This window comes from Roseateles aquae (genome assembly GCF_032337115.1).
GTDB classification, from domain to species: Bacteria; Pseudomonadota; Gammaproteobacteria; order Burkholderiales; family Burkholderiaceae_C; genus Roseateles_C; species Roseateles_C aquae.
The window spans coordinates 191,700-208,739 of the sequence record NZ_JAVXZY010000009.1 but is presented as its reverse complement, the minus strand read 5'-3'; the positions used below and the strand labels follow the sequence as shown (position 1 = coordinate 208,739).

Annotated in this window: 14 protein-coding genes; 7 read left to right on the top strand and 7 right to left on the bottom strand. The window is 66.5% G+C overall.

What is annotated here, in order from left to right:
• Positions 1 to 37: 37 nt before the first annotated feature.
• From RQP53_RS19905 to hutU, 5 genes are all read right to left on the bottom strand, one after another.
• Complete coding sequence (locus RQP53_RS19905) at positions 38 to 823, bottom strand: ABC transporter ATP-binding protein (RefSeq protein WP_315652434.1); 786 nt, start codon at positions 821 to 823, stop codon at positions 38 to 40.
• Positions 820 to 1,599, bottom strand: coding sequence for an ABC transporter permease (locus RQP53_RS19900; RefSeq protein ID WP_315652433.1), 780 nt, complete (start codon positions 1,597 to 1,599; stop codon positions 820 to 822). Before RQP53_RS19900 ends, RQP53_RS19905 begins: the two co-directional genes overlap by 4 nt.
• A gap of 13 nt (positions 1,600 to 1,612) precedes the next feature.
• Entirely contained in the window at positions 1,613 to 2,569 is a 957-nt protein-coding gene (locus RQP53_RS19895) for an ABC transporter substrate-binding protein (protein ID WP_315652432.1), read from the bottom strand.
• Between the two features lie 250 nt (positions 2,570 to 2,819).
• A complete protein-coding gene (hutH, locus tag RQP53_RS19890) occupies positions 2,820 to 4,367 on the bottom strand; it encodes a histidine ammonia-lyase (RefSeq protein WP_315652431.1) in 1,548 nt (515 codons plus the stop codon).
• Between the two features lie 109 nt (positions 4,368 to 4,476).
• A complete protein-coding gene (gene hutU, locus RQP53_RS19885; protein ID WP_315652430.1) occupies positions 4,477 to 6,183 on the bottom strand; it encodes a urocanate hydratase in 1,707 nt (568 codons plus the stop codon).
• Between the two features lie 110 nt (positions 6,184 to 6,293).
• Between hutU and hutC the strand changes: the two genes are divergently transcribed.
• The 6 genes from hutC (at position 6,294) to RQP53_RS19855 (ending at position 12,691) form a co-directional block, all read left to right on the top strand.
• On the top strand, positions 6,294 to 7,016 hold the full coding sequence (hutC, locus tag RQP53_RS19880; protein ID WP_315652429.1) for a histidine utilization transcriptional repressor HutC: 723 nt from the start codon (positions 6,294 to 6,296) through the stop codon (positions 7,014 to 7,016).
• Positions 7,013 to 7,561: a HutD/Ves family protein gene (locus RQP53_RS19875; RefSeq protein ID WP_315652428.1), complete on the top strand. Its 549-nt coding sequence runs from the start codon at positions 7,013 to 7,015 to the stop codon at positions 7,559 to 7,561. The genes hutC and RQP53_RS19875 overlap by 4 nt, the downstream gene beginning before the upstream one ends.
• Positions 7,558 to 8,763: an imidazolonepropionase gene (hutI, locus tag RQP53_RS19870; protein WP_315652427.1), complete on the top strand. Its 1,206-nt coding sequence runs from the start codon at positions 7,558 to 7,560 to the stop codon at positions 8,761 to 8,763. Before RQP53_RS19875 ends, hutI begins: the two co-directional genes overlap by 4 nt.
• 34 nt (positions 8,764 to 8,797) lie before the next feature.
• Positions 8,798 to 9,622, top strand: coding sequence for an N-formylglutamate deformylase (gene hutG / locus RQP53_RS19865; RefSeq protein WP_315652426.1), 825 nt, complete (start codon positions 8,798 to 8,800; stop codon positions 9,620 to 9,622).
• Positions 9,619 to 11,007: a formimidoylglutamate deiminase gene (locus tag RQP53_RS19860; protein WP_315652425.1), complete on the top strand. Its 1,389-nt coding sequence runs from the start codon at positions 9,619 to 9,621 to the stop codon at positions 11,005 to 11,007. The genes hutG and RQP53_RS19860 overlap by 4 nt, the downstream gene beginning before the upstream one ends.
• Positions 11,008 to 11,134: 127 nt before the next feature.
• On the top strand, positions 11,135 to 12,691 hold the full coding sequence (locus RQP53_RS19855; protein ID WP_315652424.1) for a methyl-accepting chemotaxis protein: 1,557 nt from the start codon (positions 11,135 to 11,137) through the stop codon (positions 12,689 to 12,691).
• Positions 12,692 to 12,753: 62 nt separating this feature from the next.
• Here the strand turns inward: RQP53_RS19855 and RQP53_RS19850 are convergent, their stop codons facing one another.
• Both RQP53_RS19850 and RQP53_RS19845 read right to left on the bottom strand, forming a co-directional pair.
• Entirely contained in the window at positions 12,754 to 14,430 is a 1,677-nt protein-coding gene (locus RQP53_RS19850) for a diguanylate cyclase (protein ID WP_315652423.1), read from the bottom strand.
• A 96-nt stretch (positions 14,431 to 14,526) separates the two neighbouring features.
• The gene (locus RQP53_RS19845; protein WP_315652422.1) at positions 14,527 to 16,023 is read right to left on the bottom strand and encodes a S10 family peptidase; all 1,497 of its coding nucleotides are present in this window, start codon (positions 16,021 to 16,023) and stop codon (positions 14,527 to 14,529) included.
• A gap of 54 nt (positions 16,024 to 16,077) precedes the next feature.
• Here RQP53_RS19845 and RQP53_RS19840 point away from each other — a divergent pair, with 54 nt between their 5' ends.
• Positions 16,078 to 16,908: a DUF429 domain-containing protein gene (locus tag RQP53_RS19840; protein WP_315652421.1), complete on the top strand. Its 831-nt coding sequence runs from the start codon at positions 16,078 to 16,080 to the stop codon at positions 16,906 to 16,908.
• Positions 16,909 to 17,040 lie beyond the last annotated feature (132 nt).

The following is a 17,040-nucleotide window of genomic DNA, read 5'->3' as shown; positions in this document are numbered from 1 at the left end:
GGGTGGGCAGCCTGCGATCTTGCCCCGGAATGCCGACTCAGGCCAGCGCCGCGGCCAGCACTTCCGTGCGCAATTGCTCGGTCAGCTCGCGCTTCAGCGCGGCGAACTCGGGCGTGGTCTTCAGCGAATAGTGGCGCGGATGGGCAAAGGGCAGGGGCAGCTCGCACTTGATGCGGCCAGGCCGGGCGCTCATCACCGCGACGCGGCTGCCCATGAACAGCGCCTCGTCGATGTCATGGGTGACGAAGATCACCGTCGTGCGTTCGCGTTCCCACAGCGTCAGCAGCAGCTCCTGCATCAGCTCGCGGGTCTGGTGGTCGAGCGCGCCGAAGGGCTCGTCCATCAAGAGCATGCGCGGCCGGTTGGCCAGCGCGCGGGCCAGGGCGGTGCGCTGCTGCATGCCGCCGCTGAGCTGTTTGGGGTAGTGCTGGGCAAAGTTCTGCAAGCCGACCCGAGCCAGCCAGGCCTGCGCCTGCTCGATCTGCTCGGCGCGCGGCAGCCCGCGCTCGCGCAGGCCGAAGGCGACGTTGTCCAGCACCGTCAGCCAGGGGAACAGGGTGTAGCTCTGGAACACCATGCCGCGGTCGGCGCCGGGGCCGTTGACCGGCGCGCCATCGAGCAAGACCTGACCCTCGCTGGCCCGCTCCAGCCCGGCGACGATGCGCAGCAAGGTGCTCTTGCCACAGCCGGAGGGGCCGAGCAAGGTGAGGAAATCGTTCTCGGCGAGGTCCAGATTGGTGGATTGCAAGGCCTGGGTTGGGGTCTGGCCAGATACATGGAAGCGCCGCGCCACGCCGCGCAGGCTGAGGATGGGTGCTGTCATCGTGCAATCCATGCCCACGGAAAAAGCTTGCGATTCAGCGCCTTGAAGCCAAAGTCGCTCAAGAGGCCGATCAAGCCGATGACGATGATGCCGAAGATGATCTGGTCGGTGGCCAGCAGGGCCTGGCTGTCGGTGATCATGTGGCCGATGCCGCTGGAGGCGCCCACCAGCTCGGCGACGATCACATAGGTCCAGGCCCAGCCCAGCACCATGCGCAGGATCTCGGCGATCTCCGGCGCGGCGCCGGGGATCAGCACGCGGCGGATCAGGCCACGGTCGCTAACGCCCAGGGTGTAGGCCGCCTCGACCAGATCGCGCCGGCTGTTGCCCACCGCCACCGCGATCATCAGGACGAGCTGAAAGAAGCTGCCGATGAAGATCAGCGCCAGCTTCTGTGCCTCGCCAATGCCCGCCCAGAGGATCAGCAGCGGGATGAAGGCCGAGGCCGGCAGGTAGCGGGCGAAGGACACAAAGGGCTCGAAGAAGGCCTCGACGGCCTTGTAGGCGCCCATCAGCACGCCCAGCGGCAGGGCCAGGGCCGCGGCAATGGCAAAGCCGCCGAGCACGCGCCAGACCGTCATGCCGATGTCGGTGGCGAAGCCCTGCTCGGTGAGCAGCAGCCGGCCGGAGTTCAGCATCTGCCACGGGTCGGCGAGAAAGGTCTTGCTGACCACGCCGCCAAATGTCAGCGCCGACCACAGTGCGATGAAGAGCGCAAAGAAGGCCAGACCCAGCCAGAGCCGGGCCCGCGCCGAAACGGGCTGCAGCGGTTTCAAGGGCGGGCCGGCCTCAGGGGGCGATGAACTGCGTGGTGGCCAGCTTGCTCATGTCCGGCAGCTGCTTGATCACGCCCAGCTCCAGCAGCAGCTCGGCCGCTTCCTTGCTGAACTGCGCATGCTCGCCGGCAAAGAACTTCTGGTTGGCGGCACGGTCCTGCCAGCGCAGATAGGCCTGGCTCTTCTCGAAGGCCTCGCCGCTTTGCTTGACGTCGGCGCCCATGATCTCGAAGCTCTTCTTCGGGTCTTTCTTGATCAGCTCCAGCGCCTCGAAATAGGCCTCGGCCAGGCCGCGCGCGGCCTTGGGGTTCTCGGCCAGGAACTTGGGCGTGCAGCCAAAGGTGTCCATCACGACCGGATAGTCCAGCGTCGTGGCGATGATCTTGCCGGCCTCGGGTTTGGCGCGCACGCCGCTCAGGTAGGGCTCGTAGGTCATGCCGGCGTCGACCTCGCCGACGCCGGCGATGAAGGCATTGGCGGCGGCCTGCGGCTCCAGGTTGACGACCTTGACGTCCTTCACCGACAGGCCGTTCTTCTTGAGCATCCAGGCCAGCGTGAAATAGGGCGCGGTGCCGGGCGCACTGGCGGCGACGGTCTTGCCCTTCAGATCGGCGATCCTGGCAATGCCCGGCTTGACCACCATGCCATCAGCGCCATAGCTCTTGTCGAGCTGGAAGATCTGCGTCGTGGCCACGCCGTTGGCGTTCCAGACCACCCAGGTTTCGACCGTGGTGGCGGCGCACTGCACGTCGCCGGAGGCGATGGCCAGATGGCGGTCTTTCTGCGGGATCTTCTTCAGGCTGACATCCAGCCCCTGCTTTTTGAACAGGCCGGCCTCCTTGGCCAGCGTCAGCGGGGCGAAGCCGGTCCAGCCGGAGATGCCGATGGCGAGCTTCACATCGTCGGCACGGGCCGGGCCGATGAGGCTGGCCGCAGCCAAGGCGGCGATGGTGATCAGACGCTTGTTCATGCCTCGGGCACTCCGCTGAGATGGGAGCCCGATGATGTCGCGCGCCGGGCCGGGCACGGCTCGGTATTTATCCCGGGGCGCTATTGCCACGGACGCTATGCGATCAAGAGAAAACAGACCACAACGCCACGGAGACACAGAGGAATTCAAAGCCCGTTGGCTCAGCACTCGCTCTGTGTTTCCTCCGTGACTCCGTGTCTCTGTGGTCTGTTATTGCGTGTTGGCTTTCGGCCTTTGAGGCGCTTCAGGCTCAGGGCAGCACGACGATGCTGCCTTCGCGTTCGACCAGGGCCGCCAGCTCACCGGCAAAAACCAGCTCGGTGGCCGCTTCGATGCTGGGCGCCAGGTAGTGGTCGGTCGGCATGGCGGGGCAGGTCTTGCGCACCAGGGCGTGCACTTCCTCCAGCGCGGCCGAGCTCTTCAGCGGGCGCAGGAATTCGATGCCCTGGGCGGCGGCGAGCAGCTCGATGCCGATGATGTGGGCGGTGTTGTCCAGCATATTGCCCAGACGACGCGCGCCGAAGGTGGCCATGGAGACATGGTCTTCCTGGTTGGCGCTGGTCGGCAGGCTGTCGACGCTGGCCGGGTGGGCCAGGCTCTTGTTCTCGCTGGCCAGGGCGGCGGCGGTCACATGGGCGATCATGAAGCCCGAGTTCAGGCCGGCGTTCTCGGTCAGGAAGGGCGGCAGGCGCGACACGCCGGCATCGATCAGCATCGCGATGCGACGCTCGGCGATGGCGCCGACCTCGGCAATCGCGCAGGCCAGCGCATCGGCGGCCAGGGCCACCGGCTCGGCATGGAAGTTGCCGCCGGAGACCATATAGCTGGAGCCGTCCTCATGGGCAAAGACCAGCGGGTTGTCGGTCACCGCATTGGCTTCGCGCAGCAGCACATCGCGCACATAACGGGCCTGGTCCAGACAGGCGCCCATGACCTGCGGCTGGCAGCGCAGGCAATACGGGTCTTGCACGCGCTCGTCGCCTTCCTTGTGTGACTCGCGGATGGCGCTGCCGGCGAGGATCTGACGGTAGGCGCGTGCCGCCTCGATCTGGCCGGGCTGGCCACGCACCTCGTGGATGCGCGGGTCGAAGGGGCCGTCGCTGCCGCGGGCGGCGTCCAGGCTCAAGCTGCCGGAGACGATGGCCGAGGCATAGACCTGCTCAAAGCGGATCAGGCCCTCCAGCGCCAGCGCGGTGCTGGTCTGCGTGCCGTTGATCAGCGCCAGGCCTTCCTTTGCCTGCAGCACCAGCGGCGCGATGCCGTGTTTCTGCAGTTCGGGCAGGGCGGGCACGCGCTTGCCGTTGACCAGCATCTCGCCTTCGCCCAGCAGGGCCAGCGTCATGTGCGACAGCGGGGCCAGATCGCCCGAGGCGCCGACCGAGCCTTGCGCCGGCACATAGGGAATCAGGCCGGCGTTGAAGACGTCGAGCAGGCTTTGCACGACGACTTCACGGACGCCGGAATGGCCGCGCGCCAGCGAGGCGGCCTTGGTGGCCAGCATCAGGCGCACGACCTCGGGCTGCAGCGGCGCACCGACGCCTACGCAGTGCGAGCGGATCAGGTTGAACTGCAGCGTGGCCAGTTCTTCCTTGCTGATGCGCTTGGAAGCCAGCTTGCCAAAGCCGGTGTTGACGCCATAGACCGGCGCATCGCCGGCCGCCGCGGCCTGCACAACGGCGGCGCTGCGCTGGATGATGGCGGCGGCACTGCCATGCAGGCTCAGCGTGACGCCGCCGGCACGGATCTGGCGCAGCTGAGCCAGGGTCAGCTGGCCGGGGGTGATTTCGATAGTGGGCATAACTTGACTCAGTGTGGGGAGTAACCAAGCGGAGCCCGGGGATCCGGCTTTGCCGGGCCCTCGGGCTCGCCCCCTTTGAGGGGGCTCGCGAAGCGAGTAGGGGGTGGGCTTACTTGTCCAGCATCGGCATGTTCAGGCCGCGCTCGCGCGCCGCCGTCTTGGCGATCTCGTAGCCGGCATCGGCATGGCGCATCACGCCGGTGCCGGGGTCGTTGTAGAGCACGCGGGTCAGGCGCTTGTCGGCCGCTTCCGTGCCATCGCAGACGATGACCACACCGCTGTGCTGGCTGAAGCCCATGCCCACGCCGCCGCCGTGGTGCAGGCTCACCCAGGTGGCGCCGCCGGCGGTGTTCAAGAGGGCGTTCAGCAGCGGCCAGTCGGACACGGCGTCCGAGCCGTCCTGCATGCTCTCGGTCTCGCGATTCGGGCTGGCCACCGAGCCGCTGTCCAGGTGATCGCGGCCGATGACGATGGGCGCCTTCAGCTCACCCTTGCGCACCATCTCGTTGAAGGCCAGGCCGGCGATGTGGCGCTCGCCCAGGCCCAGCCAGCAGATGCGTGCCGGCAGGCCCTGGAAGGCGATGCGTTCCTTGGCCATGTCCAGCCAGCGGTGCACATGCGCGTGGTGGGGGAAGAGTTCCTTGATCTTGGCGTCGGTCTTGTAGATGTCTTCCGGGTCGCCGGAGAGTGCCACCCAGCGGAAGGGGCCACGGCCTTCGCAGAACTGCGGGCGCACATAGGCGGGCACGAAGCCGGGGAAGTCGAAGGCGTTCTTCACGCCTTGCTCCAGCGCGACCTGGCGGATGTTGTTGCCATAGTCGACGGTCGGGATGCCCATGGCCTGGAAGTCCAGCATGGCCTGCACATGGACGGCGCAGCCGCGGGCGGCGGCGGCCTTCAGATCGGCATGCTGGGCCGGGTCGGCCGCGGCGGCCTTCCATTGCTCGACCGTCCAGCCGGCCGGCAGATAGCCGTTGATCAGGTCGTGGGCGCTGGTCTGGTCGGTCACCAGATCGGGCTTGATGGCGGTGCCGGCCTTGGCGCGGCGCACCAGCTCGGGCAGGATCTCGGCGGCATTGCCCAAGAGCGCGATCGAGATGGCCTTGCCCTCGGCGGTGTACTTGGCAATGCGGGCCAGTGCGTCGTCCAGATCGGTGGCCTGCTCGTCGACATAGCGGGTCTTCAGGCGGAAGTCGATGCGCGACTGCTGGCACTCGATGTTCAGCGAGCAGGCGCCGGCAAAGGTGGCGGCCAGCGGCTGCGCGCCGCCCATGCCGCCGAGGCCGGCGGTCAGCACCCATTTGCCTTGGAGTGATCCACCATAGTGTTGGCGGCCGGCTTCTGCAAAGGTTTCATAGGTGCCTTGCACGATGCCCTGGGTGCCGATGTAGATCCAGCTGCCGGCCGTCATCTGGCCGTACATCATCAGGCCCTTGCGATCGAGCTCGTTGAAGTGCTCCCAGTTGGCCCAGTGCGGCACCAGATTCGAGTTGGCGATCAGCACGCGCGGCGCGTCGGCGTGGGTCTTGAACACGCCGACCGGCTTGCCCGACTGCACCAGCAGGGTCTCATCGGCCTCGAGCTTTTTGAGCGTGTCGAGGATGGCTTCGAAGCAGTCCCAGTTGCGCGCGGCCTTGCCGATGCCGCCGTAGACAACCAGCGCATCGGGGTTCTCTGCAACCACCGGGTCCAGATTGTTCTGGATCATCCGGTAGGCGGCCTCGGTCAGCCAGCTCTTGCAGCTGAGTTGGGTGCCGGTGGGGGCGCGCACGACGCGAGGGCCGGCGGGAACGTGGGCGGAGGTTGAGGCGGACATCGAAAGCTCCTGACGGGGTGGGGCAGGCCTGCCGGCAAGGGTGCCGGCGGGTGCAAAGTGGAGCGAACTCTAGTTGTCTATACAAGCTAAGTCAAGTACGATCCCAACCCATGGCGCGGAAATCCCCCAGCGGCCCAGAGCCGCAGTACCTGAAGGTGAAGAACCACTTGCGCGAAGGCATTGCCAGCGGGCGCTGGGTGCCGGGCGATCTGCTGCCCTCGGAGGCCGAGCTGGGCACGCAATTCGAGCTGAGCCGCATGACGGTCAACCGCGCCTTTCGCGAACTGCTGCAGGAAGGCATGATCGAGCGGGTGCAGGGGGTGGGCACTTTTGTGGCCCAGCTGCACCGGATTTCCTCGACGCTGACGGTTCGTGACGTGCATGACGAGATCGCCGAGCGCGGCCATCAGCACGAAGCGCGGGTGCACAGCCTGGCTGCCGTCAAGGCCAGCGCCGAGCAGGCGGCCAGCTTTGGATTGAAACCGGGGGTAACGCTGTTTCACAGCCTGATCGTGCATTTGGAAAATGGCGTCCCCATTCAATGTGAGGATCGCCTTGTGAACCCGGCTTGCGCGCCTGATTACCTCGGTCTGGATTTCAGCCAGACCACACCGACCCATTACCTGCTCGAAGCCGCTCCGCTGTCCGAGGCCAAGTACACGATTGAAGCCACGCTGCCTGGCGAGCTTGAAGCCAAGCTGCTGGGCATCGGCAAGCGCGAACCCTGCCTGATCGTCAAGCGGACGACGTACAGTCGGGGGCAGGCGGTGACCGCCGTGCGGCTCACCCACCCCGGATCGCGCTATCTGCTGCAGGGGAGTTTTCAGGCATGAGCTGGAGCATCATCAGTGCCGAGAACGTGGCGCCACAGGCCTGGCGCAATGGCGGTGGCCAGACTCGCGAGCTGCTGGCTTGGCCGCATGCGCATGACTGGGTGCTGCGGGTCAGCGTGGCCGATATCGAGGCCGATGGTCCGTTCTCGGTGTTCGAGGGCGTCGACCGCTGGTTTGCCGTGTTGCAGGGCGAGGGCGTACGGCTCTATGACTACGAGCTGCGCGTTGGCGATGAGCTGCTGCATTTCGACGGCAAGCTGGCCCCTGATTGCGAGCTGCTCGGCGGCACGACCCGCGACTTCAATCTGATGCACCGCCGCGGCAAGGGCACGCTTCGCGTCCAGCCGGCCACGCATGCGCTGCTGCCGCAGGCCGGTCAGGCCCAGTGGATCGGTTTGTTCACGGCCAAGGGCGGCTTGCTCGAGCATGGCGCGCGTGCCATGCCGCTGCGGCCCCTGAGCCTGGCCTGGTGCGAAGCGCCCGCCGCACAGTCCTGTATTTTTGAAGGCGAGGGCGCCGCCTGGTGGATGGAGTGGCTGCCATGATCAGTCTGTGGAACGACGCGCGCCTGGTCACCCTCGCTGGTGAGCAACCCTGGGGCCTGATCGAGCAGGGCGCCTTGCTGACCCGCGGTGAGCAGCTGCTCTGGGTCGGCCCGGCGGCCGAGGTGCCGGCCGAGCTCCTGCAACTGGTGCAAAAGCGCCACGAGCTGGGTGGTGCGGTCGTGACCCCGGGCCTGATCGACTGCCACACCCATCTGGTCTATGGCGGCCAGCGCGCCAACGAGTTCGAGATGCGCCTGCATGGCGCCAGCTATGAGGACATCAGCCGCGCCGGTGGCGGCATCCGCTCATCGGTGACGGCCACCCGCGAGGCCAGCGAGCACCAGCTCTATGCCCAGGCGGCGCACCGCGCCCAGGCCTTGATGAGCGAAGGCGTGACCACACTCGAAGTCAAGTCCGGCTACGGGCTCTCGCATGTGGCCGAGGCCAAGATGCTGCGCGTGGCGCGCAAGCTCTCGGCCCTGGGCCTGGATGTGCGCACCACCTATCTCGGCGCCCATGCGGTGCCGGCGGAATTCCTCGGTCGTCAGGACGAGTACATCGAGCAGGTCTGCCAATGGCTGCCGCAGCTCAAGCGTGATGGCCTGGTTGACGCCGTCGATGCCTTCTGCGAGGGCATAGGCTTCACCACGGCGCAGACGCGGCGTGTGTTCGAGGCGGCGTGCGCGCTCGGCCTGCCGGTCAAGCTGCATGCCGAGCAGCTGTCTGACCAGGGCGGCACCCAGCTGGCCTGCGAGTTCCAGGCGCTGTCCTGCGACCATCTGGAATACCTCAGCGAGGCCGGCATCGCGGCGATGAAGGCCAGCGGCACCGTGGCCGTGCTGCTGCCGGGGGCCTTCTACTTCCTGCGCGAGACCAAGCTGCCGCCGGTGCAGCAGCTGCGCGAGGCCGGCGTGCCCATGGCCATCTCCACCGATCACAACCCCGGCACCTCGCCAACGCTCTCGCTGCTCTTGATGCTGAACATGGCCTGCACGCTGTTCCGGCTGACGCCCGAGGAGGCGCTGCGCGGCGTGACCCAGCATGCGGCGGCAGCGCTGGGCCTGAAGGATCGCGGCCAGCTGATCGCCGGCCAGCGCGCCGATTTCTGCGTCTGGAACATTGCCCATCCGAATGAGCTGGCCTATTACTTTGGCCGCAATCCGCTGCGCCAGGTGGTGCGTGGCGGCCATGTGCGCGGCTGATGCCGTGTGCCCGACTTGCTAACTCCGATTGTCCATGTCTGCTGTCTTTCAATTGCGCCAGGGGCGCACCCCGCTGCTGATCAGCATGCCCCATGTGGGCTCGGCCATTCCTGAAGACCAGCAGCATCGCTACCAGCCGCGCGCGCTGGCCAGCGAGGACACCGACTGGCATCTGGAGCGGCTTTACGGCGGCCTGGCCGAGGAGCTCGGCGCCAGCCTGATCGTGCCGCATTACTCGCGCTATCTGATCGATCTGAACCGGCCGCCGGAAGACACGCCGATGTACCCCGGCGCCTCCAATACCGAGCTGTGCCCGACGCGCTTCTTCACCGGCGAGCCGCTTTATCTGGACGGCCAGGCCCCCGATCTGGCCGAGAAGCAGCGCCGCCGCGAGCAGTACTGGCTGCCCTACCACCGCGCGCTGACCGCCGAGATGAACCGGCTCACCAAGCTGTTCGGCTACGCGCTGCTGTTCGATGCGCACAGCATCCGCTCCGAGCTGCCCTGGCTGTTCGAAGGTCGGCTGCCCGATCTGAATCTGGGTACCGCCGACGGCAAGAGCTGCGATGCCGCCATCACCGCGGCGCTGGGCCAGGTGCAGGCGGCGCAGACGCGCTACAGCCAGGTCGTCAACGGCCGCTTCAAGGGCGGTTTCATCACCCGTCACTATGGCCAGCCGGATAAGGGCTGGCATGCCGTGCAACTGGAGATGTGCCAGTGCTGCTATATGAGCGAGCAGCCACCCTATGCCTATGACGAGGCACTGGCCGGCGAGGTGCAGCCGCTGCTGCGTGAACTGCTGAGCACGCTGCTGGACAGCAAGCCGACGCCAGCGGCGAAACCGGCTGCGTCAGCATGAGCGGCGCGGCCTTCTTTGCTACCCAGGCCTGGGTGGACGGCCGCTGGCAGCGCGATGTGCTGCTGGAAGTGGATGCTCGCGGCCATTGGGCGGCGATCACGCCCGGCCAGGCCTGCCCCGCGGGCGCGACCCGGCTGGAGGGGCCGGTGCTGCCCAGCCTGGTCGATGCCCACAGCCATGCCTTCCAGCGCGCCTTCGCCGGCCTGGCCGAGCAGCGCGACAGCGAACGCGATGATTTCTGGTCCTGGCGCGACCGCATGTATGGCGTGGCGCTGCGGCTGACGCCGGCTCAGCTGCAGGCGATTGCAGCGCAGCTCTACGCCGAGCTGCTGGTCGGCGGCTACACCCAGGTCTGTGAATTCCACTATCTGCAGCATCAGCCCGATGGCAGCGCCTATCCGGATGAGCTGGCCATGAGCTGGGCGCTGGCCGACGCGGCCGAACAGGCCGGCCTGGGCCTGACCATGCTGCCGGTGCTCTACGCCCATGCCGGCTTTACCCAGCCGGCCCTGCGCGACGATCAGCGCCGCTTCGCCACCGATGCCGACTGGGTCTGGCGCGCCAGCCAGCGCCTCAATGCCGCGGGCCGGCCGCTGCTCAATGCCGGCGTGGCCCTGCATTCGCTGCGTGCCGCTCATCGGGATGACATCGCGCGGCTGCAAGCGCTTCTCGGCGATGCGGACCTGCCCATCCACATCCATATCAGCGAGCAGCAGCAGGAGATTCGCGACTGCCTGGCGGCCACCGGTCAGCGGCCTATGCAGTGGCTGTGCCATGAAGCGCGGCCCGATGCGCGCTGGCATCTGGTCCATGCGACGCACAGCACCCGCGAGGAGATTGCCCAGGTGGCCGCCAGTGGCGCCAGCGTGGTGATCTGCCCCGGCACCGAGGGCAATCTTGGCGACGGCCTCTGCGATCTGCCCGGCTGGCTCGCTGCCGGCGTGCCGATCAGCCTGGGCTCTGACAGCCATGTGACGCGTGGCTGGGTCGAGGAGCTGCGCTGGCTGGAATACGGCCAGCGGCTTGGCCTGCAGCAGCGCAATGTGGCCGCGGCACCGGGCCGCCAGCCGTCGACGGCGGCGCGGCTGTTCGAGGCCTGTGTGCAGGGCAGTGCGGCGCCGGCCGGTTTCTCGTGCTGGGGGCTGAAGCCGGGTGCGCGGGCCGACTTCCTGGTGCTCGACCCGCAGGCCTCGGGCCTCTTGGGGCTGGTCGGCCTGCCAGGCGCGGCCCTGCTGGATGCCCTGGTGTTCGCCAGCCAGGGCGAGGCCTTGGCCGCCGTGCATGTGGCCGGAAAGCGACGCGTCGAGCGTGGCCGGCATGTGGAGGCGGAGTCCATCGCCAATGGCTTTTCTGCCTGCATGCGTCAGCTGTGGGGCAAGGACTGACCCCCTGCCGGCTGGTTGAACGAGCGCCCAGCCCTGGGGCTGCGCATTTTTGGAAATAGCCCTTCACAGCGCGCGGTCACACTGCTAGTCTTTGCGCCACCGATCAACCCGATTCTTTGGGGGTGGCATGCTGCAGTTGCGTGATTACACGATCCGGGCCCGTTTGTATCTGTTGGCCGCCCTGGCCATCGGGCTGATGCTGGTGATTGGCGGCAAGGGGCTGTTCAGCCTGGCCGAGGCGCGAGACAACTTTGCCCACTATGTCAACAACGATGTCGAATCGCTGACCCAGTTGGCCCATGTGCGTGCCGGCGTCGGCAATCTGCGTCGTTTCGAGAAAGACATCTTCATCAACCTGAGCGATGTCAAGGCGGTGGAGAAGTACCGCGGTGAATGGACCGAGACCTATGAGAAGGTACTCACCGGGCTGCAGAAAATCGAGGCGCTGAATATTGCCCCGGCGGTAAAACAGTTGCCGGCGGAAATGCGCAAAGAGCTGAGCAGCTATCGAGCCGGCTTTCTGCCGCTGGTGGATCAGGTGGCCAAGGGTGAGTTCGCCGATACCGGCGCGGCCAACAAGGCGATGAACCCGTTCAAGGGCTCGGTACGCAGCCTGGACGAGCAACTGGGCAAGATGACCGAGCTGGTCAACAAGCATTCGGACGAAGAGGTCGCCAAGCTCGCTGCCAGTGAGAAGCAGATCCGCATGGCCTTGACGCTGGTGATGCTGACCGGCGTTGGCGTCATTGCCGTCTACACCTTCTTCAACATCCGCTCGATCCTGGAGCCGCTAACCCGTGCCGTGGAAAGCTCGGAGCGGATGGCGCGCCAGGATCTGACCCAGAGCATCGATGTCCAGGGCAGCGACGAAACCGCGGCCATGATGCGCGGCGTGCAGGGCATGCAGCAGGCCATACGCGAGGTGGTGTCCGGCGTGCGCAATGCCACCGACAGCATCGCCACCGCCTCGGCCGAAGTGGCCACCGGCAGCCATGATCTGAGCCATCGCACCGAGCAGGCGGCCTCCAATCTGGAGGAAACCGCCTCGGCGATGGAGGAACTGACGGCCAGCGTCAAGCACAACGCCGCGTCGGCCAGTGAAGCGAATCGCCTCGCCGCCGAGGCGGCCGAGGTGGCGCAGCGCGGCGGGGCGGTCGTCAACGATGTGGTGTCGACGATGGACCGCATCAGCGCGTCCTCGCGCAAGATCAGCGACATCATTTCGGTGATCGATGGCATTGCCTTCCAGACCAATATCCTGGCGCTGAATGCCGCCGTCGAGGCGGCGCGGGCAGGTGAGCAGGGGCGCGGCTTTGCCGTTGTGGCCAGTGAGGTGCGCAGCCTTGCGCAACGCAGCGCCGAGGCTGCCAAGGAGATCAAGGGCCTGATCACCAGCAGCACCGAAAGCGTCGAGGCCGGCGCGGCCCTGGTCGCCAAGGCCGGCGACACCATGCAGGACATCATGAGCTCGATCGGCCGGGTCAGCCACATCGTCGGCGAGATCAGCCACGCCACCGCCGAACAGAGCACGGGTATCAATCAAATCGGCATGGCGATCAGCCAGCTCGATCAGATGACACAGCAGAACGCTGCGCTGGTGGAACAGTCGGCGGCGGCGGCACAAAGCCTGCAGCACCAAGCTGACGAACTGGCGCAAACGGTGGCGGTGTTCAAGATTGCTTGAGCGCCGCGGCCTGATGCTGCGGCCTGCCGCGCCTGCCGCAGTTGAGGCGGCGGCCTTTTCGCTCAGAGCGCTTCAACGCGGTTACGGCCGCTGCGCTTGGCGGCATAAAGGGCGTGGTCGGCGCGCTCGACCAGCAGCTTGAGTTGCTCTGGCGGCTCGCCACCGCTCAGCCCCAGGCTGACTGTGACCTGCAGGCCAGGGTGCAGCAGCGCCCAGTCGTGTTGTTCCACGGCCAGGCGCAGTCGCTCGCAAATCTCGAGTGCCCGCGCTGGCGGCGTGCCGACCAGCACCATCATGAATTCCTCGCCGCCGACCCGGGCCAGCAGATCGGCGCTGCGGGTGTTGCCGCGTAGCAGCTGGGCGAGCTCGCGCAGCACGTCGTCGCCGACGCCGTGGCCGAACTGGTCGTTCACCTGCTTGAAATGATCGACATCGAGCAAAGCCAGGCTGATGGTCTTGCCCTCCTGGCGCGCCCGCTCGAGCAGCAGCGGCAGCGCAAACTCGGCATGGCGGCGGTTGTGCAGGCCGGTCAGCACGTCTTCATGAGCGGCGCGGCCCCATTCCGCGGCCTGGTGGCGCAATTGTTCCTGCTCGCGTTCGAGCAGGCGGGCCCGTTCGCGCAGCCGGCGCGCATCGATCAGCGCATGTTCGGCGCGGGCATGGGCCTGTTCAACCTCCTGGCGGATCAGGATCACCTCGGTCTGTGAACTCATGGTGTCACGGGTGATCTGGCGCTCCAGATCGGCATGCTGCTCCAGATAGGCCAGCGCCTGCTCGAAGTCGCCGGCGGCCTTGCAGGTCTCGTACAGCGCGCGAATGACGATGCGGCGCAGCTTCGGTGGCAGCCGCTCCGCCGCATCGCGAAGCAGCGCTTGCAAGGCAGCGATGGCGGCTCGGCTGTCGCCGTCGGCCTTGAGCAGCAGGGCGCGCTGCGCCATCGCCTGCATGCCCAGAGCCATATAGCCCTGACGCAGGCAGATGGCCTGGTACTCGTCGATCAGCGGCGCTGCCGTCGCGGCCTCGCCGCCGCGCAGCAAGGCATCGCAGACATTGGACGCTGCGACGGCGATACGGAACTCGCTGCCCGATTCACGCGCCTCGGCCAGCGCCTGCTGCGACAGCGACATCGATTGCTGCAGCGCTTCCGTCAGTGCGTCGACATCGCCATTGCGACGCGCCTCGACCTCGGCCATCAAGGCGTAATAGGCCAGGTTGTTCAGGCAGGAAAAGCTCAGCTCGCTGTCGCCCAGCGTCTGCGCAATTTCGATCGCCTGCTGGGTGCTTTCGCGGGCCTGGGCGACGTTGTCGAGGCTGGAATAGGCAACACCCAGCCGATTCAGCGCCCAGGCTTCCTGGACACGATCCTGGGTCTGGCGGGCCGTGTGCAGGGCCTGCAGGGCCGCATCCAGGGCATCGCGGCCCATCAGCAGCTGGGCGTAGACATAGGCCAGCGAAATCAGCGCGTCGGCCAAGACGCTCGGCTTGTCCAGGCGCTGGCACAGAGCCACCGCCTCGCTGGCGCAGCGCACGCTGGCCTGCAGATTGCCCAGCCGCGGGTGCTGGTGGGCCAGCAGGGCCAACACCTGCGCGCGGGCCTCGCGCTCGCGCATCGGCAGGGCGGCCAGACAGGCATCGAGCTGGCTGACCGCTTCCAGATAGCGGCCGCGTCCGGCCAGCGCAGAGGCCAGCTTGATCGCGGCGTCAAACTCAGTGCGACTTGATCCCGTGCGTCGACTCATGAACCAGCCAAGCCTCAAGCATGGCCGAGCATCGGTCAGTCACGCGCTGTCGTCAAGCTGGCCGCTGATCGCATGTTGCGCGGCCGCGGTTGCGGCTCAGCTGGCGCGGACGAAGGCGCGCAGCTCGGCAGCCATGCGCACCAGCGAGGGCTGGTGAACATACATCATGTGGCCGCCCTCGAAATAGCTGACGCTGATGCGGTCCTGCAGGCTGTCGCGCAGACCCAGATGGCTGAGCGTGTAGTCGCCGGCGGCATGCGGTGTGGCGAGGTCGTAGTAGCCGCTGGCCACATAGACTCGCATCGAGGGGTTGGTGTGCATCGCGCGACGCAGCGATTCACCGGTGGCGATGTAGCGGTTCTCGAAGCCCTTCCAGGACCAGGTCTTCCACAGTGGCGCGTGCAGCAGATAGGGCGCGTCGGTCTGGTAACCGAGCTTTTCGCTGAGCAGGCGGTTGATGCCCGAGGCATAGGCACCGATCAGATTGTTCATGCTGGCATCCTCTTCCGGATGCTCGCCGCCATCGTCCTTGTCCAGGCCGAGGAAGCGGCTGTCCAGCCGGCCGACGGTTTGACCGCGCTCGCGCAGCAGTTCCTTGAAGAAGCGGAACTCCTCGACGCGCAGATTGCAGCGCTGCACGTAGTTCACCGACAGGCCGCTATAGAGCGCCAGCTGCTCGGCGATGCGCTGGCGTTCGTCCTTGCCAAGCCGCGAGCCCTTCATCAGCGCCAGCCAGTAGTCGCCGTGGGCAAAGGTCTCGGCGGCGGTGACCACCTGCTTCAGCGTCTTCTTCTGCAGTGCCGGCTGCAAGGCCTTGTGATACCAGGCGGTAGCCGCGTAGGTGGGCAGGTAGAGCGCATAGGGCAGTTCATTGCCGTGGTCGAAGGACAGGGTCTGGAAGTCCAGCGCCAGCGAGACCAGCATCAGTCCGTTCAGATGAATGTCGTGCTTTTCCTGCAAATGGCGCGATAGACCGGCGGCGCGCGTCGTGCCATAGCTCTCGCCGATCAGGTATTTCGGCGAGCCCCAACGGCCGTGGCGGGTGATGTAGAGGCGGATGAACTCGCCGACCGCATCGAGGTCGCGTTGGTAGTCGTGGAATTCGGCCACCTTCTCACCGTCGGCCACCCGCGAATGGCCGGTGCCTACCGGGTCGATGAAGACGAGGTCGGAATCACTCAGCAGGCTGTATTCGTTTTCGGTCAGCGCATAGGGTGGGGCGCCGCAATTGCCATGTTCGTCGCTGGCAATGCGATGTGGGCCGAGCAACCCCAGGTGCAGCCAGACCGAGCTGGAGCCGGGGCCGCCGTTGAAGCTGAAGGTTACAGGGCGCTGTTCGGGCTTCTTGACGCCGTCCAGCGTGTAGGCAATGAAGAATACGGTGGCGCGAGCCCGCTCGCCCTTGTGTTCGCCGTCCTTGGTGTCCAGTTCGCGCAGCACCAAGGTGCCACAAGTGGCACTGTAGTTCAGGGTTCGCTTGCCCAACTGCAGCTTGTGCTGCGTGGTGACCAGCTTTTCGATCGGCAGTGCCCTGTCGACGTTACTGACTTTGTCATTGTTCTTGGCGTCCGTCGGGCTGGTGTCTTGCGGCATGCTCGCTCCTGGATTTTTGTGCCGTAAAGTGTCCGAGTTTTTCAGACTTCAGGCATGCAATCTAGCGCCCCGCGCCACATCCCCCTCTTGCTGGGGCTTGACTTCAGCAGCGCGCCAAGCAAGCGCAAGCCTATCACCATGGCGTCCGGTCATCTGCGCGGGCAAGTGCTGGTGTTGCAGGGTGAGCGAAGCTTCGTCTCACTTGGCGATCTGGGTGAATTCCTGACGCAGACCGGTGAATGGTTATGCGCCTGCGACTTTCCCTTTGGACTGCCGCGCGAGCTGGTGCTGGCCCTGGGCTGGCCGCGGCAGTGGCCGGCCTTGATGGCCCACTATGCGGCGCTCAGCCGCGCCGAGATTCGCGCCCAGTTCGCCGCTTTCTGTGCGCCGCGGCCGGTTGGCGCCAAGTTCGCCCACCGTGCCTGCGACGGGCCGGCCGGCGCCTCGCCCAGCATGAAGTGGGTCAATCCGCCGGTGGCCTATATGTTGCATGCCGGCGTGCCCTTGCTGCTGGAAGCCGGTGCGCACCTGCCGGGTCTGCACGACGGTGACCGGCGGCGCGTGGCCCTGGAAGGCTACCCGGGCTTGCTGGCTCGTGAATTGATACAGCGGCGCAGCTACAAGAGCGACGATCGCAGCAAGCAGACCGAGGAACGGCTGATCGCCCGCAAGGATTTGATCGAGGCGCTGGAGCAGGGCCGCAGTCGCCTCGGCCTGCGCCTGAAGCTCAGTCATGCGCAGCGCGATGCGCTGGTCGACGATGCCAGCGGCGATCGCCTGGATGCCGTGCTCTGCCTGATGCAGGCCGCCTGGGCCTCGCAGCGGGAAGGCTACGGCCTGCCGGCCGAGATCGACCCACTGGAAGGCTGGATCGTCAGCGCCTGAGCGGACAGACTCTCGTCTGCCGCAGGCAGGGCAAACTTACTTCCTCATCAAGGTTGATTTGCCGTCTGCCGCAGGCAGGGCAAACTTACTTCCTCATCAAGGTTGATTTGCCGTCTGCCGCAGGCAGGGCAA

Bases quoted from the DNA above. Each gene is read 5' to 3' on its own strand.
- RQP53_RS19905 (WP_315652434.1), bottom strand. From the start codon at position 823: ATGACAGCACCCATCCTCAGCCTGCGCGGCGTGGCGCGGCGCTTCCAT.
- RQP53_RS19845 (WP_315652422.1), bottom strand. From the start codon at position 16,023: ATGCCGCAAGACACCAGCCCGACGGACGCCAAGAACAATGACAAAGTC.
- RQP53_RS19875 (WP_315652428.1), top strand. From the start codon at position 7,013: ATGAGCTGGAGCATCATCAGTGCCGAGAACGTGGCGCCACAGGCCTGG.
- RQP53_RS19895 (WP_315652432.1), bottom strand. From the start codon at position 2,569: ATGAACAAGCGTCTGATCACCATCGCCGCCTTGGCTGCGGCCAGCCTC.
- hutG (WP_315652426.1), top strand. From the start codon at position 8,798: ATGTCTGCTGTCTTTCAATTGCGCCAGGGGCGCACCCCGCTGCTGATC.
- RQP53_RS19850 (WP_315652423.1), bottom strand. From the start codon at position 14,430: ATGAGTCGACGCACGGGATCAAGTCGCACTGAGTTTGACGCCGCGATC.
- RQP53_RS19860 (WP_315652425.1), top strand. From the start codon at position 9,619: ATGAGCGGCGCGGCCTTCTTTGCTACCCAGGCCTGGGTGGACGGCCGC.
- hutH (WP_315652431.1), bottom strand. From the start codon at position 4,367: ATGCCCACTATCGAAATCACCCCCGGCCAGCTGACCCTGGCTCAGCTG.
- hutI (WP_315652427.1), top strand. From the start codon at position 7,558: ATGATCAGTCTGTGGAACGACGCGCGCCTGGTCACCCTCGCTGGTGAG.
- hutU (WP_315652430.1), bottom strand. From the start codon at position 6,183: ATGTCCGCCTCAACCTCCGCCCACGTTCCCGCCGGCCCTCGCGTCGTG.
- RQP53_RS19840 (WP_315652421.1), top strand. From the start codon at position 16,078: ATGCAATCTAGCGCCCCGCGCCACATCCCCCTCTTGCTGGGGCTTGAC.
- hutC (WP_315652429.1), top strand. From the start codon at position 6,294: ATGGCGCGGAAATCCCCCAGCGGCCCAGAGCCGCAGTACCTGAAGGTG.
- RQP53_RS19855 (WP_315652424.1), top strand. From the start codon at position 11,135: ATGCTGCAGTTGCGTGATTACACGATCCGGGCCCGTTTGTATCTGTTG.